Source organism: Rohdeia mirabilis (genome assembly GCA_007750655.1).
Lineage (GTDB): Bacteria > Planctomycetota > UBA1135 > UBA1135.
This window is the reverse complement of the sequence record CP036290.1, coordinates 3997972-4023683: the sequence shown is the minus strand read 5'-3', so window position 1 is coordinate 4023683 and position 25712 is coordinate 3997972. Positions and strand designations below refer to the sequence as shown.

Below are 25712 nucleotides of genomic sequence, written 5' to 3'. Positions count from 1 at the left end.
TCACTCGCCGGGGCGGGCCCAGTCGAGAATCGTGTGGTCCGTGGGACCGGTCGCCGCATCGTCCCCGAACTCGGGGCGCGCGAACCAGACCTGGGTGATCATGGGACGGGGATTGGGGCCGATCTCCACCGCGCGCTCGAACCAGGTGCGCGCCACGTCGGCGTCGCCCTCGTGTTCGAGCCACAGCACGCCGAGGTTCTCGTGGGCGTCGCCCCAGGCCTCGGTCAGGATCGGCCGTTCGTCCGCGGGGAGGTCGTCCGCCTCCAGCTGGGACGCTCCTAGCTCGACGGCGCGCAGGAGCAACTCCTCGGCGCGGTCGAGCTCGGTGTGCAGGTAGTAGACGTGGACCAGCGCGGCGTCGTTGATGACGCGCACGTCGTCGGGCAGGAGCTCGGCCGCGCGGGCGTAGGCGGCCGCGCTGCGCTCCATGATCTCGAGCGCCCGCGCGAAGCGTTCGCGCGCGGCGTCGTCGTCGCCGGCGGCCATCAGCTCGCGACCTTCCAGCTCGATCGCGACGGCCAGGTCGCGATTCAGGAAGCCGGCGTTGTTCGCGAAGTTCCCGTCCGTCGGGACCAGTTCGGTCACGAGGTCGGCGAGGCGCGCGCCCTCGGCCAGGTCGCCACCCGCCACCGCGTCCGTCGAGAGTTGGAAGAGGCCCTGGATGCCCGACTGCAGTTGGCCCTCGATGCTCCACTCGATGCCGCGCGCGAACACGTCGTTCGCGGACAGGAACCAGCGTTCGGCCGCGTCCGCGTCACCGGCGTAGTAGTCGACCCAGCCGTGCGCGATGCGGGCGACGGCGCGCCAACCCATGGCCGCCTGGTCCCAACCGACCGGTTCCTCGAGGGTGGCCTCGATCTCGGAGACGCGTGCGAACCACTGGTCGGCGCGTTCGAAGCGGCCGCGTCCGATCGCGCTCGCGTCCGCAGCCGCGTCGGGACCGGGGAACTCGGCCAGGCCCAGGTCGAACAGCGCCTTGGCCGCCTCGAAGCGCGCGCTGGGCGAGTCGGGATAGCGATCGGCGTAGGCGGCTGAGACCGACGCCACTTCGGAGGGGCCACCGACGCGCTGTGCCAGCTCGGTCAGACGCGGACGCAGCGTCTCGTCCTCGGGCAGGTGTTCGAGTCCGGTCCGGACGGCTTCGAGCGCGCGGCGCGTGTCGGCCACGTCGTTCGTCTCGACGCTGCGGTACAGGTGCAGGTTGGCGAGCGTGTTCCAGGCGTCGGCGCGGTCGCGGTTCGCGCCCACGAAGCGCGCCACCAGTTCGAACGCGGTGTCGAAGTCCGGCGCGCCCGAGTCGGCTCCCGCGCGGCCGTCGGCGCGTTCGGCGTAGGCCAGGTAGGCGGAGGTGGCGAGCACTTCGAGCGCGCCCTGCTCCTCGTCGTCCGGCGCGCCGACGAGCGGCGTCCACAGCTTCGCGCCCGACTCGCTCGCGAGGTCGCGCGCGGCCGACGCAGCCTCCCAGGCTGCGACACCGCGACCGAGTTGGTAGGCGGCGCGGGCGCGACCGAGCAGCGCGCGCGGCGACGGCTCGCAGTCGTCGTAGGCGCGCAGCGCATCCTCGAACGCCGACACCACGTAGACGCCGTTGGCCTGTTGCGCGATGAACTGGGCGCCGAGCAGCACGAGACCGTCGGCGCGCGCGAGGAGCAGGTCCTGGCGCCCCGGCGCGATTTCGAGGGCGCGGTCCACCTCGACCAGCGCCGCGCTCGGATCGCCCTCCGCGAACAGAGCGCGCGCCGCGTCCGCGTGGGACTCGGCGCGCTCGGCGGGCGAGGCGGAGGCCTCCTGGGTGTCGGCGCCCGACGCGGCCGGGGGCGGCGGGGCGGGCGCGTCGGTGCTCCTCGCGGTCGAGCCGCAGGACACGGGCAGAGCCGCGAGCGCGCACAGGAGGAGGAGGGTCGACGGGCCCGTGGCGCGTCGCCGGTCGCGGAATCGAATCATGGGGCGGGCATCCTACGGTCGCGGCGGCGCGGCCCGCGGGACTGGGGCTGGGACGGGAAGCTCGGGGACGGACGGCGGGGGGTCGGGCGGCGCGGGGAGCGGTGGGTTCGCCGGCGCGCCGAGCGGGCCGCGGTGGGGGCTCTTTCGAACTCGGGCCCGAGGTCGAGGCGGCTGGGGATCGGACGGGGATCGGGCTCGGTCGGCGGTGCGGGGCGATTCGGTCCCGCTGCAGGTCCGGGTGGGGAGCAGGTCGGAGGCAAGAAGCGCGCCGCGCAGCGGCTACCATCCGCCCTGCACCGGGGCGGAAGATGGGCCCGCGTCCATCGTCCCAGCGCCCGCGCCGGCCCGCTCGCCGCGGTCCGAGCGATCCGTGCCGCGGTCCGGCCCACGATCCGGTCCGCGTTCCGACTCGATCCGATCCGATCGTCCCCGCGTCGATCGGAGGGTCCGACCCGGTGCTCCGTCGGGCCGCTCCATCCAGCGGCGGCCTCCCGACGGTCGCCCACGCGTTCCCGCTCCCACACGCCCATTCGCGCATGCGCTCCAGCACGTCCAGCTCGCCCCGAGAGGGTCTCCGCCGCCCCGGTTCCCGCCGTTCCGCGGCCTCTCGGTGGAGTTCCGTCCGCGGACTCGGGCTCCTGGCGGGCCTCGCCCTGACCCTCGCGAGCTGCGACAGCGCGGCCTGCGTGTTCTCGGTCGAGGGGTGTTCGGGCACCGGTGCGCCCTCGGGGGCCCTCGGCGCGGCCGCCGCTCGACCCGCCGCCGGCAACTGGATCCTGCCCACGGCGCCGACCCTCCAACAGTCGCTGCCCTCCGGCGGTGGGATCGACCCGCGCAGCCCCGTGGTGCTGCGCTTCTCGGAGTCGCTCGCGCCCACGACCGTGGTCGGCGCCTTCCAGCTGCGCACCGCCGAAGTGGGGGGGACGGTCGTGCCCCTGCAGACCCAGACCGTGCTCGTGGGCGACGGCCGGATGGTGGTCCTGGTGCCGACCGCGCCGATGCCGCTGTCGACCGCGATCCAGGTCGTGCTGCTCGACACGGCCGAAGTGACCGACCTGACTGGCCAGTCGCTGCCGACGAACCCCGGTGCGGTCCTGACCAGTTTCACCGTCGCCGCGGCGCAGATCGACGAGCCGAGCGTGGTCGCGACCTTCCCGCCCGACGGAGCGTTCGACCAGAGCGAGGTGGGGGAGATCGTCGTGGTCTTCGATCGCGACATCGACCTCGACACCGTCGACGACGACTCGTGGGTCGTGCAGGTCGACGCCGCCGATCCCGTCGCCGATCCGCCCGCCAATGCGGCCCAGGGGCAGGCGATCTTCGGCGTGAGCCAGCCCATTCCGCGCGTCTGGCGCTGGCGTGCCACCGACGCCGCCGGCGTGGCGTTGCCGCTCGGGCGCGAGGTCGACGTGGACCTGACGCTCTCGCCCACCGGTTTCGAGATCGCGGACGACGACGCGAACGCTCTGCCCGAGACGACGATCTCCTACCGCACGGCGAGCGTGCTCGCGCCGAGCGACATCCGTCTGGTCTCCTCGCCCGACGACGCGATCGGCATCGCGAACCTGACGCCGGGCAGCGGCAACGAGCTGGTCATCGAGGTGGACGTGGATACCGCCGAGGACGGCGACCGGCTCGACCTGTACTTCACCGGACCGAACCCGAACGCACCCGGCGAACTGTTGGCTCTGCGACGCGCGTTCGAGTTCACCGATCCGGGGCCGATCGCCACGGCGCAGGTCCTGCGCGACGGACTCGATCTGACGACGTCGGTGGCGCCGCTCATGGCGCGCTTCGGCGACGGCAACGTGACGATCGCCGCCACCTTCACGGCGGGCCCGATCACCACGACGGCCGTGATCTTCGACTCGAACGCGATGCTCGCCGGCAACCAGCCCGCGCGACTCGACACCGTGGCGCCGGAGATCCTGCTGCTCGACCGGTCCGTGGACGTCGACACCTACGTGCACGACGCGGGCGACGTGGTCTTCGAAGGCGTGGCCAGCGAGGCGCTCTCCGGCCTCGAAGTGACGACGACGCTCGGTTCGAGCGCGGTCGGTGCGCGGGCCTTCTCGAACGGGACGCGCTTCGCCAGCGAGCCGATCGACATCGGCGTGATCCCGGCCCTGAACGATCCGCTGCCGTACTCGCTCGTGGCCTTCGACGCGGCCGGGAACGCGTCGTCCGTCGCGGTCGCGGGCACGCTGAGTCTGCGCGGCTACGTCGGCGACACGGCGCTCGCACCGGCCGGAGCGGGTGACCCGATCCAGGTCGAGGTGTTCGACGCGCTGACGCTCGAGCCGCTCGCCGGCGCGATCGTCTTCGGTCACGCGGTGCCCGCCGGTGGAGGGACGCCGACGTTCGTCGACAGCGCCTTCAGCAACAGCGAGGGCGGCGCGACCATCACCAGCCACGTCTCGACCGACGAAGGCACGATCGTGACCGTGGCGCTCGCCGGCTACGACATGGTCTCGCTGCACCGCTTCGGTTCCGCGCGCCTGAGCGTGCCGCTCGTGCCCAGCGGCGGGAGCACCGCCGAGCTGCGCGGTTCGCTGACCGGCTCGGGCGCGACGGTGCAGTCGTCGCTCGTGCTCGGCGATCTCGCCTACTCGGACGGACGTCGCGGCGCCGGACTCGCCCAGCCGTTCACGGGCTCGGTCTGCACCGTTTCACCGTTCGGCGACACCGTCGCGACCTGCCCGTTCGGTCCGCAGGACGTGCGCGCCGGTCGCTCGGGTTCGGTCGCGGCCTTCAACGGCGTGTTCGACATCGCCGAGTCGAGTTTCGTGCCGACGATCTTCCTCTCCACGTTCGACGTCGCGTTCCCCGTCGGCCCGGTCGCGGAGGCGGGCACGCAGACGGTGCCGCTCGCGATCTCCCAATTGCTCGCCGACCCGAGCCAACCGCCCGCGTCGGGCGCGATCGACTTCGGCCCGCTCGTGTTCGACGCCACGGCGGCGACCGGCATCGACCTCGGCGCGCTCGTGGACGATCCGCTCCTCGCCGGTGAGGTGCGCGTCTGGGTCGAAGCCGACATCGGCGGCAGCGCTCCCGCGGTGCCCGCCGGACTGGGCGTCAGCTACGACGCCGGCGGCGGGACCTGGAACCTGCGCGGCGCATTGATCGGCAGCCTCTCGAGCCAACTCGACGAGTCGTTCTCGGCCTCCGACCGCCTGTCGGTCGCCGTGGAGGCCGAGGACACGAACGGCGCGATCGTCGGCGTGCGCGCGAGCCTGACCGAGCTGCTCCTCGCGGGCGGCACGCTGACCGCCTCGGGCGTTCCGACCGTGAACAGCCCCGCTCCGGGCAGCGACGTCGGCTCGGGCGCCTTCACCGTCGAGCTCGAGAACTCGCTCCTCGACGGCGCGATCGGCGGGACCCTGGGCAGCGGCCTCTACGCCCTACGCCTCGAGGACTCGGCCGGCCGCGGCTGGACCCACTACCGCCCCGACGTGCCGGACGGCGACGGCGACGTGGTCTTCAGCGTGCCGGACCCCGCCGACGCGGGTGCCGCGTCCCTGGCCAGCGGCGCCCTGACCGCCACCGGCCGCGCCTTCGCCTGGATCGGCTTCGATCCCCTGGGCCTGTACTTCACCGACCTCGAGACCGAGCCGGCGCTGTCCGCGACGAGCCCGCCGCTCGTGCTGTCGATTCCGTGAGGTCGGCTGGGCCCACAGGTCAGCCGAATCACGCGTTCCGGGCGACGGCTTGCTAAGGTCGTCCCCGTCCCGGCGCCGCTCGCCCCGGGCGACCCCACTCCAGCCATGGGCCTTCGCTCTCACCTTCGACTTCTTCGCTCCGGCGGCGTTCCGGCACGCATGACCGCGGTGGCCCTCGTGGCCGCGATCGCGTTCGGCTGCCGTTCCACGGACGACGGCTCGCGCGTCGACGCGGTCTTCGACCAACCCCTGGTCGCCGCGGCGAACGAGGACGGGAGTCCCGGCGCGCTCGAGCTGCTCCAGCCGGCGGACGTGTTCGTGGTGCCGGTCAGCGACCAGAGCGCGGCCTTCGCGGCGCCCCTGGCCAGCCTGCGCACCGCGCTCTACGAGGGTCTGGCGGATCGCCTGTACTCGCCGCTCGACCTCGAATGGGCCGACACGCGCCTGTCCGAACTGAGCACCGAGGCCCAGGAGAGCGGGCTGGTCGGCATCGCCGAGGCCGGCGCCGCTCTGTCCGCGGACGCCATGCTCGAAGTCCGACTCCTGTACTGGGACGAAGGGGCACTCGAGAGCGACGGACGGGTCGGCGCGCGCCTCGAGGCGCGACTGGTGGACCCGAACCGCATCGAAGAGCCGCTGTGGGGCTACCGCATCGGTCGCGTGGTGGAACTCGGAGCCGCCGCCTCGAAGCGCGCGACCCGGGACGTGCTGGTCGAGCGCGTTGCCGGCGAGCTCGCCCGCGAGCTTCTGGCCCTGCTGCCCGCGCGGGACGCCCGGCGGGCTCCTCGGGACTGAGTCCCGGAAGCTGTGTCCCGGAAGCTGAGTCCCGGGGCATCCGTCCCGGGGCATCCGTCCCGGGGCCTGATCGCCTCCCGATCCTGAGGCCGAGAGGCTCCACGGGGCACCCCCGAGCCCCGGCGCCGAGCCACGTCCGCCGCCTGACGCCGATCGAGCCGGGCCGCCTGACGCCGTGGCGCGGGACCCGCTCCGTCCCTGTCCCGGACCCCGCTGGGGGCGACCGCGGTGGATCCGTGCTGGCCGTGCGGGTGGGGCGGCACTAGACTGTTCGCGCTCGAACGCCGATCCGGACCCGCACGGGAACGCTGGCGATCGGGTCGAACCCGCGTGCTCTGGCCCCACATCCCTGCTGCAGGGGTGGCGCCGGTCGTACGCACTCGGCCGCACCGCGCGCGCCCCACGGACGGGGTGGCACGGGCCGAGGTCCACACCGAGTCCCTCGATACGAGGAAGCAGTCATGGCGATCACCGCCGAAACCAAGCGCGAAGTCGTCGCGCAGTACGCCACCAAGGAAGGCGACACCGGATCCCCCGAGGTCCAGGTCGCGCTCCTCACGGCCAACATCAAGAGCCTCACCGAGCACCTCAAGGTGCACCGCAAGGACTTCACGAGCCGTCGCGGTCTCCTGATGATGGTCGGTCAACGTTCCAAGCTGCTGCGCTACCTGCGCCGCAAGAGCCCGGAGCGCTACCGCGACCTCATCCAGAGTCTCGGCCTGCGCCGCTGACGACGACACCCGCGCCCGCACGCACCGATCCGGTCGTGCGGGCGCGGTGCTTTGACCACCGCGGTGCCTCGATCACGGGCCTCGATCACGGGCCTCGACGACCGGGCTCGTCCGTGGGCCGCGGACCCACTCGAGCGTCCGACCCCGACGCTCACGACCCGGCGAACACGACCGCGCGCCGCGACACCGCGCGCGCTCGAACGAATCACCTTCGCACGACGAAGTACGACGACGGCGCCCCCGACGGGAGCCACAACCAAGAGAAGACGGAAAGAGAAGACAGATGACGAAAGGACATGTGCGCGTTCAGCGCGAGATCGCCGGCAAGACGGTGATCCTGGAGACCGGCCTCGTTGCCAAGCAATCGGCCGGTTCGGTCATGGCGACCATCGGCGAGACGATCGTGCTCGCCAACGTCAACACGGGCCCCGCCCGCGATGACATCGACTTTTTCCCCCTCACGGTCGACTACCGCGAGAAGACCGAGGCGGCGGGCAAGATCCCCGGTGGCTTCTTCAAGCGTGAAGCCCGCCCGACCACGAAGGAGACCCTGACCATGCGCCTGATCGACCGCTCGATCCGGCCCATGTTCCCCGACGGCTTCCGTCAGGAGTGCCAGGTCTTCACGCAGGTCATCAGCTACGACGGCGTCAACGCCGGCGACACCCTCGCGATGATCGCGGCCTTCGCGGCGATCCACATCAGCCCGATCCCGTTCAACCGCGCGATGGGCGCGACGCGCATCGGCATGTTCGACGGCGAGCAGGTCGCGTTCCCCGACGCGTCGAAGGTCCGCCTCGAGTCCGACCTCGACCTGGTGGTCGCCGGTCACGCCGACGCGATCGCGATGGTCGAAGCCTCCGCCAACCAGCTCCCCGAGGCCGACATGATCGACGCGCTGGAGCTGGCGCACGACACGATCAAGCAGATCTGCGAGCTCGTCGACGAGCTGCGCAGCAAGGCCGGCAAGGAGAAGTTCGCGTTCGTCGCTCCGGCGGTCGACACCGAGCTGAAGGAGAAGGTCGACGCCTACGCCGACCAGGTCCGCGCCGCCCAGTTCACCGAAGGCAAGTTCGAGCGCTACGCCGCCGTGGGCGAGGTCAAGAAGGCCTGCGTCGCGGCCCTCACCGCCGGAATCGAGGACGCGGCCGTCGCGAAGTCGAAGACCAAGGAGATCAAGGAACTCTTCAGCGAGCTGACCAGCCGCATGGAGCGCGAGACGATCCTCGAAGGTCGCCGCGTCGACGGTCGCTCGCACACCGACATCCGCGAGATCACGATCATCCCGAACTTCATCCCGCGTCAGCACGGATCGGTGCTGTTCACGCGCGGTGAGACCCAGGCGATCGTCTCGACGACGCTCGGCACGCGCGACGACGAGCAGATCATCGACGGCATCGACGAGGAGTACCGCAAGAACTTCTACCTGCACTACAACTTCCCGCCGTACTCGGTCGGTGAGACCCGCCGCTTCATGGGCCCGGGTCGCCGCGAGATCGGACACGGCATGCTGGCCGAGCGTTCGCTCCAGCCCGTTCTGCCCAGCAAGGAAGCCTTCCCCTACACGATGCGCATCGTCTCGGACATCACCGAGTCGAACGGCTCGTCGTCGATGGCGAGCGTGTGTGGCGGCTGCCTCTCGCTGATGCTCGCCGGTGTTCCGGTCTCCCAGCCGATCGCCGGTATCGCGATGGGTCTGGTGCAGGAGGGCGATCGCACCGCGATCCTCTCCGACATCCTCGGTTCCGAGGACCACAGCGGCGACATGGACTTCAAGGTGTCCGGTTCCGGTCTGGGTCTGACCGCCCTGCAGATGGACATCAAGATCAAGGGCGTCACGCGCGACCTCCTGGTGGCCGCGCTCGACCAGGCGCGCGAAGGCCGCATCCACATCCTCAAGAAGATGCTCGAGGTCGTGCCGCGTCCGAACCCGGAGGTCAGCCTCTGGGCGCCGAAGATGGAGTCGCTCAACATCCCGCAGGAGCGCATCGGCTTCCTGATCGGTCCGGGCGGCCGCAACATCAAGGGCATCGAGGCCGACTACGGCGTGCGCGTCGCCGTGACCGAGGAAGGTCGCGTGACGATCGCCGGCATCGACCGCAAGAAGCTCGCGATGGCGTTCCGTCACGTGCAGGGCATGTGCGAGGCGCCCGAGATCGGCGGCCGCTACACCGGCACCGTGCGCGGCGTGAAGGACTTCGGAGCCTTCATCGAGATCCTCCCCGGCACCGAGGGCATGTGCCACATCTCGGAGCTGGCCGACGGCTACGTCGACAAGGTCACGGACGTGGTCAACGTCGGTGACGAGGTCGAGGTCGTGGTCATCAACGTCGACGACCGCGGCAAGATCAAGCTGTCGATCAAGCAAGCTGCCGGCGCCCCGGAGGAAGAGACCGAGGAAGCCGTCAACTGACGACCGGGCGGCCTCGTCGGGCCGCCGCGGATCGCGAGGCCTCCCACCCAGGTGGGGGGGCGGGGCACGACCCCGCTCGCAGGGCGCGCCGTCCCTCCCGACCGGGAGGGGCGGCGCGCTCCGTTCGTGGGGCCGTTCCCGCGGGAGGCGCCCCGCGGCCCGGCCGCGGCCCGGGGGGGCGGGACGGCCTCCGGTGCGCACAGGTCCGTTCGGGCGCTCCCCGGCCCCTGGAGGGGGTCGTTCCTGCGATTGGAGGAGTCGGCGAACGGCCTGTGGTCCCCCTTGAGTCGAGTCGCGGACGGGGACGATGAACCCCGGAGTTCGCCGACTTTCCGCAGATCGGGTCGCCTTTTCGGGTCGTCCGAACAACCCGTCTTCGGTGCTCGCGTACACGATGGTAGAACCGCTCGAGGGTCGTTGCCGTTGCGTCGACTCCGTCGCTCGAGGGGTCGAGTCACGGAGCCACCACGGCGGCCAGCGCGCGAGCGGTGGTCCCATCCGTTAGGTTCTCGGTGGCGAAGGTCCTCCCGACCGAGCCCCGCTCGGTCGTCAGCGGTCCGCCGTCGGCCGATCCGTCCCGCCTCCTGGGACCGGATCCTGGGATCCCGATCCCGGGCCATCGGCTCCTCAGTACCCACCTCGAACCGTGCCTGCGGGCACCACCGTTCCGGACAACGCGCTCGGATCCGCCACTTCCTCGTTCCTCTTCGCCCTGCTCCTGTCATGCGCACGCTCCACGCACCGCTCATCGCGCTCTGGATCGCCTGCTCCTCCTTCGCGACCGTCGACGCCGCGAGTGTCTCCACGGAACCCGTCCGCGGTCTCGCGACCGTCGCGGAGACCGACGCGGTCCCGAGCGGCTGGACCGTCAAGGCCGACGACAACATCGTCGGACTCTCGGACGCGAAGACCCTCTCGAACCCCGCGCGCGTCGACTACGACAGCCTGCTGCGCGCGACGGACGAGATGAAGAAGCTCAAGAAGGACCGCATCGATCCCACCTCGCCCGAAGGCATCCAGCTGACCAACGCTGCCCGCCAGCGGGTCCAGAGCGCCTGTCAGGTGATCATGGACCAAGAGGGGCACTGCAGCGTGTGGAAGGCGATCAGCCACGCGGACGGACGCTCGGTCCCGGACATCACGGCGGTCGTCAAGCGTCAGCTCTGAGCGACGGGCCGATCGGAGCCGACGAGCGAGTCGGGCCGCACGACCGAGGCGCCTCCCACACGGGTGGCGCCTCGGTCGTTCCATTGACGCCGTGGCTCGGGCCCACGACCACTCGGACGTCGCCGCGGGGGCCGATCGCTCCGGGCCCTGATAGGCTCGGCCCGCTCCATGGCCCGACCGACCTCCAGCGGTAGGTCCTTGCCCCTCCTCGCGCTCGCCTCGATCGTCGTGCTCCTCAGCGGGTGCGACTCGGGGGAGGGCGTGGCGCCGTCGGCCCTCGAGGGCTCCGGGTCCGCGCTGGTCCTGACCGATCACGCGCCGGACGCGCTCTTCGCCCAGCCCGGCCTGCTCCGCGTCGGGTCCGCCGGGCGCCAGAGCTGGGGGCGCGGATGGGACCGGCGGATCTCGACCGCCGAGGACGGCACGCCGATCCGCTGGAGCGGCGGACCGTCGTCCCACCTGACGCTCTCGGCATTGGCGCCTTCGGACCGCGAGATCGCCATCTCGGTACTGGCTCGGGTCGAGGGCGAGTCGATCGCGGTCGCGGCGCACCTCAACGGCACGGAACTGGGGGCGTTCACGGTCGACGAGGTCCCGACGACGCTGCGCTTCGAGGCACCGGAAGGGCGCTGGGTCCGTGGCGAGAACCGCTTCGAGCTCGCGTTCGATCGCACGCTCGAGGTCTGGCGCTCCCAGCAGGACGGCGGGCGAGGAGATCACGCGGTCGCGGTGTCCGAGGTCGCGTACGCCGAACCGAGGCCCGCCACCTGGTCGTTCGACGGCGGACTGTCGCTGGCTCCGGGGGCCAGTGCGGCGTACGCGCTGGAGCGGGGCCACTCCGCGGGCAGCATGTTGCACGTGCGCGGGCGGAGCGAGGGCCCCGGCGAACTCACGCTCGGCCCCTTCGGGCGCACCGGCGGGCGGTGCGACGGACGCGAGGCCGGCGACCCCGTTCGCATCGACGTGCCCGACGGGCCGTTCGACCTCTCGCTCGACGACCGCTGGGCGGCGAGCACCGAGGGGGCTGGGGACCTGGCGCTGCGCGTCGCCTGGACGGGAGAGGGCACCGTGCAGGTCGAGCGACTCGCACTCGAGCGCGAAGTCGCACCCTTGCCGCCGATCGTCTTCATCTCGATCGACACGCTCGCCGCGGCGAACATCGGCACCTACGGCTACGGTCGCAGCACCACGCCTCGTCTCGATGCCTTCGCCGAGCAGTGCGTCGTGTTCGAGAACTGTCGCGCGAACACCTCGTGGACGGCGCCCAGCTACATCTCGCAGTTCACGGGCCTCCTGCCAGCTGCGAACCGCGTCCAGGACGCCGTCGACGGCGGGACGCCGACCCTGTGGGACCAACGGCTCGTCGCGCCCGAGCGCTGGACCATTGCCCAGGCCCTGCGCGCGCACGGCTATCGAACGGGAGCCGTGGTCGCCAACACCTGGCTCGCACTCACGCGCGGCATCACCCGTGGCTTCGACGACTTCGACGACGAGCCGTCGCAGCACCCACTCACCGATCCGCGTGGGCGGGCCTCGGTCGTGTTCGAGCGCGCACTCGCCTGGCTCGACGCGGATCGGGAACGACCGCCGTTCGTCTTCGTCCAGGTGCTCGACGTCCACGCGCCCTACTTGCCCGGGGAAGGGTGGAGGGGGCGCTTCGGGAGCGACGTCGACGGCGACGGACCTCGGCTGCCGGTCGTCGGTGAGCGGGCCCTCGTCTCGCGCAGTCTGAGGCGCACCCAGACCGCGGCTCTCGGCATCGACGGAGGAGCCGTGCGAGAGGTGGACGCCTCTCGAATGCGCGCGGCGTACGACGAGAACCTCGCCGAGTTCGACGCCGATCTGGGGGCGTTCCTCGACGAGCTGCAACAACGGCCCTGGTTCGAGGAGGCGATCGTCGTGATCTCGGCGGACCACGGTGAAGCGATGGAGGAACCGCGCTTCGTCTTCGATCACTTCTTCCCCGACGAAGGGGTTCTCGAAGTGCCGCTCATCGTTCGGCTCCCGCGCGCCGCACGCGCAGGCACCCGCATCGACGCACCGGTCCAACTCGTGGACCTGTACCCGACCCTGATCGAGGCCGTCGGGCTCGACCCCGCGCACCGCGAGCTCTCCGGGACGTCGCTGTGGACGCTTCTGCGGGGCCGGCCGAGCGGGATCGGCGACGACCGGGTGCGCTTCGTGCACGACGCCGGGAACGGGAGCCGCGCCGTCGTCGACGGACGCTGGAAGCTGGTCGAGCTGCCGGTCACAGGCCTGCCCGTCGCGACCGCCCTCTCGATCCAGGAGATCTGGGATCGCTGGGCGGCCTTCGACCCCGAGATCGTGCGACGGGCCGAGCGCGCAGGTCTGCGCTCGGACTCGATCGCTCGGCTGTGGGTCGACCACGACGACCCGTTGGCCGCGTTGTCGGGACTCGACCCCCTGATCGCGAGCCTGATGGAGTTCTACGCTGCGTCGCCCGCCCCGCTGCACGAGCTGTACGACCTCGAGCGCGATCCACTCGCGCTGCGCGACGTCGCCGCGGACCATCCCGAACGCGTGCAAGAGCTCGTTCGCCGGCTCACCGAATCGCGCACCGCCCTCGAGGGCCTGCGGCCGGCGGCTCCTGGCGCGGACGAGGACTCGTCCGCCGACGACGCCGCGCTCGAACGCCTCCGCGCCCTGGGGTACCTCGGCGACGAGTGACCGTTCGAGTCAGCCGGTCACTTCCGGCCGGCGGAAGATCGCGATCGACGAGTTCGCGTGGCTGATCTGCGGGTCGTAGATGTCGTCCACGAGCTCGAGCCCGTTGGCGGCGAGGATCTCGCGCATGTCGGTCGAGCGCAGGTCGGCGCGCCACCCCGAGCGCGGATCCAGACCTTCGGGCGTGCGATCGATCGAGGCGTAGTGGACGACGCCGTGACCGCCGGGGACGAGCAGCCGCGCGAAGTCCGTGAAGTAGCTCATCACCTCCGGACGTTCGACGTGGACGAAGACGTCGAACGAGAAGATCAGGTCGAACGTCTCCGATTCGTCGAGCGGCACTCCGGCCCCGTCACCCAGCACGAATTCGAGGACGGCCTCGGCCGGAGCGAAGCGCTCGCGACACATCTCGAGGCACTTGGGCGACAGATCGAGCAGGACGAGTCGGCGCGGGCGCGCTCCGAGCAGCTCGGCCGTGAAGCGTCCGGCCCCGGGCCCGATCTCGAGCACCGCCTGGCCGGGGCGGGCGACCCGCCGCACCGTGGCGTCGAGGATCGACTCCCACCAGGCCGGGCTGACGGTCCACTCCTCTCCTCCGCGGGACCAGTCGAACTCCTCGTCCCACATCCTCCGATTCTCGTCACGGGTCGGCATGGCCCGGAACGATACCCCGTTCGGCGCCGCGGGCGGCCCCTCGTGCCAGCGACGGACCGCGCGCGCCCGGCTCGGCCCCGGGTGCTCGGCGCCGATCACTCCTTCGTGTCAGACTCACCGCGCCGGTCTCCAGGTCCCGCAGCCATGGTCCACGTCCACACCCCGCACCGAGTGCCCAGCCCGGGGCCGCGCCGCTCGTCGCGCGCCCTCGCGTGGCTGCTCGTCGCCGCGGGCCTGGTCGGGGGCTGCGCCGCACCCGCCCCGTCCGAGGGCGAGGGCCGCACGGGGAGTCTGGCCGAGCTGCGCGAACTCCTGGAGGAGGGCACCAGTACCGCCGTCACGGGCGAAGTGGTGGAGTCCGATCCCGAGCAGGTCGGACCGGTCCAGGACCTGCGTCCCGTCGAACCGTCCCCGTTCGGCGAATCGATCCCCGCCTGGGGCGTGCCGGGTCCGGGTCAGAACGACGCCGGGACCCGCGGCCTGCCCGCTCCGATGGCGCGCGCCGCACGCGCCGTCGACGACACCGGTCCGATCGATCCGCTCGAGGGCTTCTCCGAGAACCCGTACCTGCGCTTCGGCGAGCGCATCGTCGTGCGCCGCGACGGCCGCATCACCAAGCCCTATCCGCTGCAGCTCGGTCGCGGCAAGCGCCTCCTGCAGCTGATGGCGCAGATCGGCGGCTTCCCGATCGTCTACCAGATCATCGGCGAGGGCGACAACCCGGTGCCGCCGCTCGAGGATCCGCCGGGGCCCGAGGTGGCCCAGATCCTGTTGCTCGAGGACTGGGACTTCGAGCAGTACTCCAGCTTCCAGCCGCAGCTCCTGCCCGCGCCGTCCGACGCCAAGTCGATCAAGATCGCCGACTGGTTCGTCGTGACCGCCGGCGAGGAGCTGCTGCTCGAGATCGAGGACTTCATCGACCTGTTCGTCGGCAGCGTCCCGCAGATCGAGATCCAGGCCAGCATCGTCGAGGTCATCACGCGCGACGAGATCGACTACGGCGTGCGCGGTGTCGGCGTCGACGGCTCGGTCGTCGCGGACTTCCCGGACGGCACGCTCGTCGACTTCTTCTCCTACGCCGTCCCGAACACCGCGGACGCCAACGAGGCCGTTCTGTCGCTCGGTGCCATCACCGACGGCGTGCGGATCGACGCGCTGCTCGAGGTCATCCAGACCTGGGAGAACGTCAACATCACCACGCGGCCCAAGATCGCCGTGCGCGAGGGCGGTGTGGCCGAGGTGATCAACACGCGCGACGTGCCGTTCATCAGCTTCTCGGGCTTCAACAGCGCGAACGGCAACTTCAACGCGTCGCTCACGTTCAAGCCGGTCGGCGTCCAACTCTTCGCCGCACCGCGCGTCCTCGGCACCGACACCCTGTCGCTGAACCTCTACATCGAGGCGTCCGAACAGGTCGGCACCGCGATCAGCTTCTTCGACGGCGACGGCAACGAGGTGCGCTCGCCGCTGATCGCTCGCCGACAGGCGCGAACCGTCGTGTATCTGAAGCCGGGCCAAGCGGTCGTGATCGGCGGTCTCGAGACCGTTCGCGAGGTCAACCAGGAACGCAAGGTCCCGATCCTCGGCGACCTGCCCTTGATCGGCCTGCTGTTCCGCTCGGAGCGCCGCGTGAAGGAGCGCACCAACGTGCTCTTCTTCATCAAGCCGCGCATCCTCCAGGGCACGGACTTCATGTCCGACCTGTAGGGCGGCGCGCGCGAGTCCGAGTGTGCGAGCGGCCGGACGGGGTTCGCCCGGCCCAGTGCCAAGGGGCAGCCTTCGGGCAGTACCTCTGCCGCCGCACGTGCGCGCGCCGGGGCTCGAGCGGCGCCTCGTCCGTCGCGAACCGCGGCCGGACCCTCCCCGTGGGCCGCGCGGCCCGGACGGGAAGATAGGATCGCTCGCGGGGGTCCAGTGCGGTTCGCGCACCGCGCCTCCGCGACCGCCCGCTCTCGACGCGAGCCCGGCCCGCTCCGGCCGCGACCCCAGACCTTCCCACGCCATGCACTGCGCCGATCCCAGCCGCCACCCGTCCCTCCCGGCCTCCTCGCGGAGCCGCGGCCTGGGGCTGCGTCCGCGTGCCCTCGCCGGCGCGGCGGCCGCGCGCCGCGGTGCGGCGTTGATGATGGCGCTCCTGGTCCTGTTCGTCCTGGTGCTGATCGTCGGACAGATCAGCATCAGCACGAGCACCGACTTCCGCACCGCTCAGAACGAGGTCGAGCTGTCGTCCTTCGACCTCGCGATCGAGTCGGCCCTCTTGAAGGCGTTCGAGGACCTGCGCGACGACGCGATCCAGGAAGAGGAGGAGTCCCAGGCCGGCGGGGGCGCCGGTGGTGGACTGGGCGGCGCGCTGGGCGGGGCTGGACTCGGCGCGCTGGGCGATCTGGCGAGCAACATGCCCGGAGGCGCCGGCGCCGGCGAGGGCTCGGCCGGACCGTCCGACTCGCGCAAGGACCTCTGGGCCCAACCCCAGCGGACGGCCGAGTTCGCCCCCATCGAGTTGCGCGTCCTGATCGTCGACGAGAACAGCAAGCTCAACGTGCTGCAGATGCTGACGCGCGACGAGGACGAGGCCGAGAAGGCCTTCCGCCGCGTCGCTCGCGTCATCGACCTCTTCCGCGAGGGGACCACCGAGGACGTCGAGACCTTTGAGGCCGAGAACATGGCCCAGGCGATGCGCGACTACATGCTCGATCGCTCGGGCAGCGACGTCCCGCGTCCCAACCTCGTGACGTCGTTCGAGGCGGAGTCCAACGTGTACCTCCCGCTGTCCATGCGCGAGTTCCTCGTGCTCGAGGAGTTCGACCCCAAGCTCTTCCGCGACTACCGCGACGAGAACGGCGACGTCGTCCACTCGCTGACGTCGTTCCTGACCGTGCACTCGTCCGTCTGGACGCGTCAGGAGATGCTCGACGAGCGCGCGTCCGCGGCCGGTGGGGACGAGGAGGCGGAGGCCGACCAGAGCGATCGCGCGAACGGGTCCGGTGGGTCGGGGGGAGCGGGCGGCGCGCTCGGCGAGTCACTCACGATGGACTCCGGCGGGCGCGTGACCGCGACCGAGAACGAGGTCAGCGAGTCGGACCTGCGCAAGGACAGCGGCGGGGGCAGCTCCTCCGGCACGAGCGCGGGTTCGATCGTCTCGGGTGCCGTCAATCTCAACACCGCGCCGGGAGCCGTGCTCAAGTCGCTGTTCGAGGATCGCGACGTCCCGCCGGAGTTCTGGGACGAGGTGATCGAGTGGCGCAACGAGGAGGAGGAAGAGGACCCGAACGCCGAGGAAGAGCTCGAGCCCATGCTCGACGAGTTCGGTGAACCGGTGCCCGACACCAAGATCTTCACCTCGCCGAACCAGCTCAACCAGCTCGAGGCCTGGAAGGGACTCGAACCGATCCAGCGCAACGACATCAAGCAGCACGTCGACGTCCGCAGTCAGGTGTTCACGATCTACGTGACGGCCTGGCGCTCCACGGGCGCCGAGCAGGGCAGTGCACGTTCGCGCGTCGAGCAGGAGAAGATCGAACAGTCGCTCACCAACCTGCGCCGCACGGTGGCCTGCACGGTCTGGCGCAAGGGGTCGGGCGAGGACACCGAGATCGTTCCGCTGGTGCGCTGGGAGGTGCTCGACTACATGCCGTACGAGGTGCTCGACTTCCCCGAGGAGGACCGTTGAGCCGCGGCCGGCGCTCCGCTGCGCCCCGCGCGTTCGACCCGCTCGAGGTCGAGGTCTTCGGCCACCTGTTCGGCTCTCTGTGCGAGGAGATGGGGGCGGTGCTGCAGTGCAGCGCGTTCTCGCCGAACATCGTCGAGCGACGCGACTACTCGTGCGCCCTGTTCGACGACGCCGGGCGCCTCGTGGCCCAGGCCGCGCACCTGCCGGTGCATCTCGGCGCCGCACGGGCGAGCGTCGAAGCCGTGCGTGCGGTGGTCGGAGCGAAAGGCTTCACGCGCGGCGAGGCCTGGTTGCTGAACGACCCGTTCGCCGGCGGCTCGCACCTGCCCGACCTGACGCTCGTCGCGCCGATCCACCTCGACGGCCAGAGCGGTGCGCCCGACTACTTCGTCGTGAACCGCGCCCACCACGCGGACGTCGGCGGACCGTTCCCCGGCTCGATGGGGCCCGCGGTCGACATCTACTCCGAGGGCCTGCGGATCCCCCCGCTGCGGATGTTCGTGGACGGACGCCCCGATCCGCGACTGCTCGATCTGTTCCTCGCCAACGTGCGCGTTCCCGACGAGCGGCGCGGCGATCTCTTGGCCCAGTACGCGTCGCTCGTGGCCGGCGAACGACGTCTGCGCGCGCTCGCGACCGAGTACGGAGCTGCGGCGCTCGCGGATCGCGCGCGCGACCAGATCGGTTGGACCGCGCGACTCGCGACCGAGGCGGTGCGGGCCCTCGCCGACGGGACGACGACCGCGACCGATCACATCGCGCTGGCTGAGAGCGGCGCCGAGGTGGCGTTGCACGTGACCTGTCGCGTGGCAGGCGCGACGCTGTCCGTGGACCTGAGCGGGTGCGACGACCAGGTCGCCGCGCCACTCAACGCGCCGCGCGCCGTGGCCGAGGCGGCGCTCTTCTACGTGCTGCGGTTGCTCCTGCCCGAGGGGACGCCGACGAACCACGGCGTGCTCGCCCCGCTCGAACTCGTCACGCGGCCGGGTTCGGTCGTCGACGCGCTGCCGCCGGCCGCCGTCGCCGCCGGCAACGTCGAGACGAGCCAGCGCCTGGTCGACCTCCTGCTCGCCGCGCTCGGTCCCGCGAGCCGCGCCGGACTGCCGGCCGCCAGCTGCGGGTCGATGAGCAACCTGGCGTTCGGCGCCGGACTCGGGGCGCGGCGCGCGTTCACGCACTACGAGACCCACGGCGGCGGCGCGGGCGCGGGACCGAACGGACCGGGCGAGAGCGGCGTGCACTGCCACATGACGAACACGCGCAACACGCCCGTGGAGTCGCTCGAGCGCAGTCTGCCCGTGCGCGTCCTGCGCTCGACCTTGGTGCGCGGCAGTGGCGGGGCCGGTGCCGCGCGAGGGGGGGACGGAATCGTCCGCGAGTTCGAGTTCGACGAGCCGGTCCGCCTGAGCTGGCTCAGCGGTCGCGGCGAGCGCGGAGCGGCCGGGGCGCGCGGTGGCGAGGCCGCGCGCGGGGTCGGAGGCGCGTGGGTGCGCGGCGCTGCCGGCGGAGCGCGTCGGAAACTGGCCGCGCAGGACAGCGTGGAACTTCCGCGCGGCGCCCGGGTCGAGGTGCGCACGCCCGGTGGCGGTGGGTTCGGCTCGGCGGACTGAACGCGCGCTCGTTTTCCCTTGAGGGGTCGAGCCCGCCCACGGAGAATCGCCACCGAACCGTTCCGGTCCGCGCGCGCGGGCCCTGCCCGCCGCACCTCGAACCGCTCTCCAACCATGCCTTCACTGTGTCTTTTCGGTGCCCAGTGGGGTGACGAGGGCAAGGGCAAGATCATCGACCACCTCGCCGGCGACGTGGACTACGTCGTGCGCTACCAAGGCGGTTCGAACGCCGGGCACACCGTGATCACGGGTGGCGAGAAGCACGTCCTGCACCTGATCCCGTCGGGGATCCTGCACGCGGGCCGCGTCAACGTCATCGGCAACGGCGTCGCGCTCGATCCGGCCAAGCTGGTCGAGGAGATCGAGGGCCTGCGCGCGCGCGGTGTGCACGTCGGACCCGACAACCTGCGCGTCTCCGCTCGGGCCCACGTCATCTTCGAGCACCACCGCGGCTTCGACGCGCTGACCGAACGACTGCGCGGCGCAGACAAGATCGGAACCACCGGACGCGGGATCGGTCCGGCCTACGCGGACAAGGCGGCGCGCAGCGGACTGCGCGTGGCGGACCTGCTCGATCCCGACGTGCTGGCGCCGCGCCTCGTGGCCGCGCTGCGCGAGAAGAACGCGATCCGCCAAGGACTGGGCGGCGAGCAGGCCTTCGACGAGGCCGAGCAGATCGAGCGCTACACGGAACTCGGTCGCTACCTCGCGCCGTTCGTCTTCGACGTCGGTGCCGAGCTGCGCCAGGCCTACAAGGCGGGCAAGTCGGTCCTGTTCGAGGCGGCCCAGGGCTCGATGCTCGACATCGACCACGGCACCTACCCGTTCGTGACCTCCTCGAACACCGGGGTCGGCGGGATCTCCACCGGCGCCGGCGTCCCGCCCACGATGATCGATCGCTCGGTCGGTATCGCGAAGGCCTACTGCACGCGCGTGGGGGAAGGTCCCTTCCCGTCCGAGGACACCGGCCCGCGCGGCGACCGTCTGCGCGAGGTGGGGGGCGAGTACGGCGCCACGACCGGGCGTCCGCGGCGCTGTGGCTGGCTCGACGCGGTCGCGTTGCGCTACGCGCTCGACCTCAACGGAGCCGACGGCCTCGTGATGACCAAGCTCGACGGTCTTTCGGGCCTCGAGACCGTTCCCGTCGGCGTCGCCTACCGCATCGGCGGCGAGCGCTTCACCGAGTACCCGGCCGCCGCCTCGACCCTGGACGGCGTCGAGGTCGAGTACGACGACCGACCGGGCTGGAACGAGGACATCACCGGGGTACGGCGCTTCGAGGACCTGCCCGCCGCGGCTCGCGAGTACGTCGAGTTCGTCGAAGAGGCCATCGGTGTGCCGATCGTGATGGTGTCGATCGGTCCGGATCGCGAGCAGGTGATTCCGCGCGGCCTGACCGCTCCCGCGCGCTGATCGTCGAGGGTCGCGGGTCGAACTGCCGGCCCACGCGCGACCGAGCGCCGGGTCGGTGCGCTCGGCGCGAAAGGAGTTGGGCCGATCGCGGGGGGCTCTCCTATGCTCTGGGGCGCCCAGGACGATCGCGCCGCCGATGACGGTGGAGGCGAGCGGTCCACCCGTCCATCCGAGCCACCGCCCCAGAGCATCCGGGGCCACGTTCCGACCCTCCCCGATGCCGAAGCGTCCGATCCAGCGTCCCGATCTCGCGGGCCCGTTCCCCGAGAACGTCGCGATCATCATGGACGGCAACGGACGGTGGGCGGAGGGCAAGGGCCTGCGACGCGTCTTCGGTCATCGCCGCGGCGCGAACGTGGTGCGCGACATCACGACGGCCTGCGCCGAGATGGGCATGAACAGCCTCACGCTGTACGCCTTCTCCGTCGAGAACTGGCAGCGACCCGAGCGCGAGATCCGCTACCTGATGCGGCTGCTCGAGCGCTACCTGGTCGAGGAGCGGCCGACGCTGATGGAGAACGACATCCGTCTGCGCGGCATCGGTCGGCTCGCGGACCTGCCGGCGGGACCGCTGGCGACGTTGCGCGAGACCGAGCGCCTGACGGCCGACAACACCGGCATGACGCTGCGACTGGCCCTGTCCTACGGCGGGCGTTCGGAGATCGCGGACGCCGTGAAGTCGGTGGTGGAAGACGTTCGCAAGGGAGCGCTCGACCCCGCCGACATCGACGAGGAGACGCTGCGCGCGCACCTGTACGACCCGCACACGCCGGACCCCGATCTGGTCATCCGCACCGCGGGTGAGATGCGCCTGTCGAACTTCCTCCTGTGGCAGGCGTCCTACTCGGAGCTCTACGTGTGCGACGTCTGTTGGCCGCAGTTCGGTCGCGACCAGCTGCTGGCGGCCATCCACTCGTACGCGGGCCGCGTCCGCAAGTTCGGTGGCCTGACGGGACCGAAGCGCGCCCAACTCGGTCCGGCCCATTGAGCGGACCGGTCGGAGCGGACGAGGCCGGTCGATCCGAACCGGCGCCGAAGCGCAGCAAGGCCGCGTCGATCTGGCGCCGCACGCGAACCGGCGCCGCACTGGTCGGAGTCCTGGCCCTCTCCTTCTGGGCGACCGCCGCGATCGGTTCGTCGTGGCCCGTGTTCGCGATCGGCGGACTCCTCGCCGCGGCGACGCTCTTCGAGGTCGGACGCATGGGCCGCCTGCGCGGGCGCGGTTGGACGGCGCCGCTCGCAGTCGGACTCGTCGCCGCCGCCGCGGTCTGGATCGTCCGCGATTCCCTGCTCGGCGCGGAACGGGTGCAGGACTCCGTCCTCTCCGTGGCCGCTGCGGTCTACGTCGCCGCCGGGCTCGCCGCCTTCGCGGTCGGTCTCGCCACGCGCGCCGAGCGGCCGCATCTCGCCGCCGCCCTGGCCCTGTGGATCGTGCCGCCGTTGCCGCTGCTGGCCGAGGTGTACGGCTCGTTCGAGCGCGCCGGCCACCCCGCCCTCGCGGGACTCGGCGCGCTGATCCTGCTCTCCAAGATCGGTGACATCGCGGGCTACTACGCCGGCAACGCCCTCGGTCGGCACCACCCGTTCAAGAAGCTCAGCCCGGGCAAGACCACGGAAGGCTGCCTCGCCTCTTTCCTGGTCGGAGCGGCGGCCGGGCCGGCGTGCACGGCGCTCGGTCTCTTCCCCCCCGGGCTCGACACGCTGTCGGCGATCCTGATCGGCGCGACGGTGAATCTCGCTGCCCAGTCCGGCGACCTGCTGGAGAGCTGGGTCAAGCGGCGCGTGCAGGTGAAGGATTCGAGTACGTGGCTCGGTGCTTCGGGGGGCATGCTGGACGTCTGCGACAGTCTTCTCGTCACGGTCCCGGTCGCCCTCGTGACCTGGCCGCTCCTGATTCCCGCATGACATCCGTGCACTCCATCACCATTCCGCTGCGCTCGAACGACGAGGCGATCCTCGTCCTGGGCGCGTACGACCGCAACGCCAAGCTGCTGCGCCAGACCTACGACCTCGAGCTCTACGCCCGGTCGGGCAACCTGCGCCTCGAGGGTCCGCGCGCCAGCGTCACGCGCGCGGCGTCGCGGATCGAGCACCTCCTGGGCAAGCACCGCAAGGGGCGCGAACTGGACGCGCGCACGATCGAGGAGATTCTGCTCGCCGACGGAGACGATGCCGCACCGACCGCCACGGGTAGCGCCGTCGCGACGTCCGGCTCGAGCGGCGGATCGACCCGCGACGAAGGTCGTCGGTCCGAAGGCGCACGGCGCGGACACGACGGCTGGCGGCGATCCTCGGCGCCAGAACACGTGGACCTGTCGTCGTTGCGCGTGCGCGCGGTCGAAGCCCGCACCCAGAACCAACGCGCCTATCTCGAAGCGATCGAGCGCAATTCGCTGACGTTCGGCATGGGCTCGGCCGGATCCGGCAAGACGTTCCTCGCCGCCGCGGCCGGCGTGCGCGCGCTGCGCAACGGATCCGTGCGACGACTGATCGTCACGCGTCCCGTGGTCGAAGCGGGCGAACGACTCGGTTTCCTGCCCGGAGACCTGCAGGCCAAGCTCGATCCCTACGTTCGTCCGGTCTACGACGCGCTGTTCGACCTCGTCTCCATGGACGAGGTGCACCGACTCGAGGAAGCCGGTGTCATCGAGATCGCGCCGCTCGCCTACATGCGCGGTCGCACGCTCAGTCACGCTCTCGTCATCCTCGACGAGGCGCAGAACACCACGACCGAGCAGATGAAGATGTTCCTGACGCGACTCGGCGAAGGGTCGCGCATGGTCGTGACCGGCGACCCGACGCAGTCGGACCTCGGCCTGCGGCAACGGAACGGTCTGGAGGACGCCGCGAAGAAGTTGCGCGGCTTCGCCGACGTCGCGATCGTCGAGTTCGGACCGCGCGACATCGTGCGTCACCCGCTCGTCGAGAAGATCGTGCAGGCCTACGAGGCGCCGGTGCGCGAGTCCGAGGAGCCGGGCCGGTGACGGTCGGGGTCCACTGGGAAGTGGATCGACCGGCCGGCATCGACGACGCGTCGATCGCACGTGCGGCCACGGCGGCACTGGCGTTCGGCGGTCGGGCCGGCGCGGTCGTCAACGTCGTCCTGGTGGACGAGCCGACGCTGACGCGCATGCACGTCGAACTGTTCGACGACCCGGCGCCGACCGACGTCATCACCGTCGACCTCGGGCCCGGGGCGTCCGCCGAAGAGGCTGCGTCCGACGTCGGACCTATCGCTGTCGACCCGTTCGACGAGCTCTTCCCGGACGACGACGGGCCCGACGGCGAGTTGTTCGTGAGCATCGATCGCGCGCGCGACGTGGCGGTCGAACGCGGCGTGTCTCTCGCGCGGGAAACGTGCCTCTACGTCGTGCACGGCGCGCTGCACCTGTGTGGGTACGACGACAACGAACCGGCGGAGCGTGCACGCATGCGCGCGGCCGAGCGCGACGTCCTGCGCTCGCTCGGGTACGAGGACGACCCGCTCCCGCACGACCAGGATTGAGGCAACGGGCTCCTGCGTGCATCTGGACGCGCTTGCGGGCTGGCCCACGAACGGCGCGACGGACGCCCGGTGCGCGCGCCGCATGTGATGGGGGCACGACGTCGGTCGCCTCGGCGCGGACGTTCACGGATGCACGCGCACGATGCGGCCGGTGCAGTCGCCCGATGGACGAACGCAGCCGTGCGCGCCCATGGTGTTCGACACGTCGCGCGGGGCGTGAAAGTGCTTGCGCGTGAGCGCGGACACACCGCAACGTTGTGCGAGTTCCAACCGGAGCCGACCGATGTCCCAGACCCTTCACACGAGCACGCTCGCGTCCGCGCTCGACGATGCTCCCGTCACGGCGGCTCTGCCTCCGAACGGTCCGAGCTCGACCGTCCCGTTCCCGGAGTCGTTGGCGTGATCGATCCGCTCGACGTCTCTGCGACCGGGAACGAGCGAGTGGAGCTCGCACCCGACCGGGTCGCGGACCTCGAGCGGCTGGGCGCCGCGCTGACGCGCGACGTTCGGACGCGGGGCATCGCGGTCCGCGCGATGGCTGTGGACTCCTCGGAGATCGCTCCCGATCTCGGCGAGCTCCCCGAGCACGTCCTCGAACCCCAGCCCCGTCGCGCGCGGCCCAGCACCGAGGACCGTCGGCGCTCCGCCCACCGCGTACGTGCCGGTGCCGCGCGCGCGGTCGTCGGCGACGACCTGTTCTTCGCCTGGCGGACCTATTGGGGGTCCGGCTGTGACGAGTCGCGCAACGAGCTCGTCGAGGCCTACCAGTTCCTGGTGCGCGAGATCGTCGGACGGTTCGCGTCGAAGCTCCCGCGCTCGGTGGACCGCGGCGATCTCGCGACGGCGGCGAACGTGGGACTGATCGCGTGCATCACGGGCTTCGATCCCGGGCGCGGCGTGCGCTTCGAGGCCTACGCCGACCGACGCATCCGCGGCGCACTGCTGGACGAGCTGCGCTCGCAGGACTGGTTGCCCCGACCCTGGCGGCAGCGCATCGAACAGCACAAGCGCGAGGGCGAGCGACTGCGCGCACGGCTGGGACGCGAGCCGAGCGACGACGAACTCGCCGACGCGCTCGACCTGTCGACCGATCAGTACCAGCTGCTCTTCGGCGTCGGTCTGCCGGGTATCTCGCTCAGCACCAAGGGCGCGCTCGACGTCGACGACGGACATGCGGGGCTCGACGTGGTTCCCGACACGCGGTCCGAAGCCCCGGACAACCATCTGACGCGCGACGAACTGATGGCGCTCGTCGCCCAGCGCCTGACGGACCAGGAGTACCGGATCGTCTACCTGAAGTACTGGGAGGACCTGCCGATGCGTGCGATCGGCGAACTGACCAGTCTCTCGGAGTCGCGGGTCTGCAAGATCCACACGCGACTGATCGGTCGACTGCGCGATCGCCTCACCTCCGAGGCTTGAGCGGCGGGGGAGGGCGCGCCGGAGGCCTTGCTCCGTGCCAGCCG

Annotated in this window: 17 protein-coding genes; 15 read left to right on the top strand and 2 right to left on the bottom strand. The window is 71.3% G+C overall.

Annotated features, from left to right (window positions below):
* Window positions 1-1944: a tetratricopeptide repeat protein gene (locus Pla163_RS14990; RefSeq protein WP_145190210.1), complete on the bottom strand. Its 1944-nt coding sequence runs from the start codon at window positions 1942-1944 to the stop codon at window positions 1-3.
* Between the two features lie 536 nt (window positions 1945-2480).
* Between Pla163_RS14990 and Pla163_RS14985 the strand changes: the two genes are divergently transcribed.
* The 6 genes from Pla163_RS14985 (at window position 2481) to Pla163_RS14960 (ending at window position 13397) form a co-directional block, all read left to right on the top strand.
* A complete protein-coding gene (locus Pla163_RS14985) occupies window positions 2481-5603 on the top strand; it encodes an Ig-like domain-containing domain (RefSeq protein WP_145190207.1) in 3123 nt (1040 codons plus the stop codon).
* Window positions 5604-5762: 159 nt separating this feature from the next.
* Window positions 5763-6398 carry an LPS assembly lipoprotein LptE gene (locus Pla163_RS14980; protein ID WP_145190204.1) on the top strand — a complete coding sequence of 212 codons (636 nt, stop codon included), beginning with the start codon at window positions 5763-5765 and terminating at the stop codon, window positions 6396-6398.
* A 461-nt stretch (window positions 6399-6859) separates the two neighbouring features.
* Complete coding sequence (rpsO, locus tag Pla163_RS14975) at window positions 6860-7129, top strand: 30S ribosomal protein S15 (RefSeq protein ID WP_145190200.1); 270 nt, start codon at window positions 6860-6862, stop codon at window positions 7127-7129.
* A 283-nt stretch (window positions 7130-7412) separates the two neighbouring features.
* Complete coding sequence (gene pnp, locus Pla163_RS14970) at window positions 7413-9542, top strand: polyribonucleotide nucleotidyltransferase (RefSeq protein WP_145190197.1); 2130 nt, start codon at window positions 7413-7415, stop codon at window positions 9540-9542.
* Window positions 9543-10265: 723 nt separating this feature from the next.
* Complete coding sequence (locus Pla163_RS14965) at window positions 10266-10709, top strand: hypothetical protein (RefSeq protein WP_145190194.1); 444 nt, start codon at window positions 10266-10268, stop codon at window positions 10707-10709.
* 168 nt (window positions 10710-10877) lie between these two features.
* Complete coding sequence (locus tag Pla163_RS14960; RefSeq protein ID WP_145190191.1) at window positions 10878-13397, top strand: sulfatase family protein; 2520 nt, start codon at window positions 10878-10880, stop codon at window positions 13395-13397.
* Window positions 13398-13406: 9 nt separating this feature from the next.
* Here the strand turns inward: Pla163_RS14960 and Pla163_RS14955 are convergent, their stop codons facing one another.
* Window positions 13407-14021 carry a class I SAM-dependent methyltransferase gene (locus Pla163_RS14955; protein ID WP_419185988.1) on the bottom strand — a complete coding sequence of 205 codons (615 nt, stop codon included), beginning with the start codon at window positions 14019-14021 and terminating at the stop codon, window positions 13407-13409.
* Window positions 14022-14192: 171 nt separating this feature from the next.
* On the opposite strand from Pla163_RS14955, the gene Pla163_RS14950 reads away from it, so the two are divergent.
* From Pla163_RS14950 to Pla163_RS14910, 9 genes are all read left to right on the top strand, one after another.
* Entirely contained in the window at window positions 14193-15755 is a 1563-nt protein-coding gene (locus tag Pla163_RS14950) for a type II secretion system protein GspD (protein ID WP_145190185.1), read from the top strand.
* A 295-nt stretch (window positions 15756-16050) separates the two neighbouring features.
* A complete protein-coding gene (locus Pla163_RS14945; RefSeq protein WP_145190182.1) occupies window positions 16051-17718 on the top strand; it encodes a type II secretion system protein GspK in 1668 nt (555 codons plus the stop codon).
* A complete protein-coding gene (locus tag Pla163_RS14940) occupies window positions 17715-19328 on the top strand; it encodes a hydantoinase B/oxoprolinase family protein (RefSeq protein WP_145190179.1) in 1614 nt (537 codons plus the stop codon). The genes Pla163_RS14945 and Pla163_RS14940 overlap by 4 nt, the downstream gene beginning before the upstream one ends.
* A gap of 114 nt (window positions 19329-19442) precedes the next feature.
* Complete coding sequence (locus Pla163_RS14935; RefSeq protein ID WP_145190176.1) at window positions 19443-20741, top strand: adenylosuccinate synthase; 1299 nt, start codon at window positions 19443-19445, stop codon at window positions 20739-20741.
* 217 nt (window positions 20742-20958) lie between these two features.
* The gene (gene uppS / locus Pla163_RS14930; RefSeq protein WP_145190173.1) at window positions 20959-21729 is read left to right on the top strand and encodes a polyprenyl diphosphate synthase; all 771 of its coding nucleotides are present in this window, start codon (window positions 20959-20961) and stop codon (window positions 21727-21729) included.
* A complete protein-coding gene (locus tag Pla163_RS14925) occupies window positions 21726-22646 on the top strand; it encodes a phosphatidate cytidylyltransferase (protein WP_419185987.1) in 921 nt (306 codons plus the stop codon). Before uppS ends, Pla163_RS14925 begins: the two co-directional genes overlap by 4 nt.
* Complete coding sequence (locus Pla163_RS14920; protein WP_145190167.1) at window positions 22643-23725, top strand: PhoH family protein; 1083 nt, start codon at window positions 22643-22645, stop codon at window positions 23723-23725. Before Pla163_RS14925 ends, Pla163_RS14920 begins: the two co-directional genes overlap by 4 nt.
* Window positions 23726-23745: 20 nt before the next feature.
* Window positions 23746-24246, top strand: a complete 501-nt coding sequence (gene ybeY, locus Pla163_RS14915; protein WP_419185986.1) for an rRNA maturation RNase YbeY — start codon at window positions 23746-23748, stop codon at window positions 24244-24246.
* Window positions 24247-24687: 441 nt separating this feature from the next.
* A complete protein-coding gene (locus Pla163_RS14910) occupies window positions 24688-25668 on the top strand; it encodes a sigma-70 family RNA polymerase sigma factor (protein ID WP_419185985.1) in 981 nt (326 codons plus the stop codon).
* Window positions 25669-25712: the final 44 nt, after the last annotated feature.

What these genes read in the sequence shown, in the direction of transcription:
- Pla163_RS14990 (WP_145190210.1), bottom strand. Translation starts at nt 1,944, where the DNA reads ATGATTCGATTCCGCGACCGGCGACGCGCCACGGGCCCGTCGACCCTC.
- Pla163_RS14985 (WP_145190207.1), top strand. Translation starts at nt 2,481, where the DNA reads ATGCGCTCCAGCACGTCCAGCTCGCCCCGAGAGGGTCTCCGCCGCCCC.
- Pla163_RS14980 (WP_145190204.1), top strand. Translation starts at nt 5,763, where the DNA reads ATGACCGCGGTGGCCCTCGTGGCCGCGATCGCGTTCGGCTGCCGTTCC.
- rpsO (WP_145190200.1), top strand. Translation starts at nt 6,860, where the DNA reads ATGGCGATCACCGCCGAAACCAAGCGCGAAGTCGTCGCGCAGTACGCC.
- pnp (WP_145190197.1), top strand. Translation starts at nt 7,413, where the DNA reads ATGACGAAAGGACATGTGCGCGTTCAGCGCGAGATCGCCGGCAAGACG.
- Pla163_RS14965 (WP_145190194.1), top strand. Translation starts at nt 10,266, where the DNA reads ATGCGCACGCTCCACGCACCGCTCATCGCGCTCTGGATCGCCTGCTCC.
- Pla163_RS14960 (WP_145190191.1), top strand. Translation starts at nt 10,878, where the DNA reads ATGGCCCGACCGACCTCCAGCGGTAGGTCCTTGCCCCTCCTCGCGCTC.
- Pla163_RS14955 (WP_419185988.1), bottom strand. Translation starts at nt 14,021, where the DNA reads ATGTGGGACGAGGAGTTCGACTGGTCCCGCGGAGGAGAGGAGTGGACC.
- Pla163_RS14950 (WP_145190185.1), top strand. Translation starts at nt 14,193, where the DNA reads ATGGTCCACGTCCACACCCCGCACCGAGTGCCCAGCCCGGGGCCGCGC.
- Pla163_RS14945 (WP_145190182.1), top strand. Translation starts at nt 16,051, where the DNA reads ATGCACTGCGCCGATCCCAGCCGCCACCCGTCCCTCCCGGCCTCCTCG.
- Pla163_RS14935 (WP_145190176.1), top strand. Translation starts at nt 19,443, where the DNA reads ATGCCTTCACTGTGTCTTTTCGGTGCCCAGTGGGGTGACGAGGGCAAG.
- uppS (WP_145190173.1), top strand. Translation starts at nt 20,959, where the DNA reads ATGCCGAAGCGTCCGATCCAGCGTCCCGATCTCGCGGGCCCGTTCCCC.
- Pla163_RS14920 (WP_145190167.1), top strand. Translation starts at nt 22,643, where the DNA reads ATGACATCCGTGCACTCCATCACCATTCCGCTGCGCTCGAACGACGAG.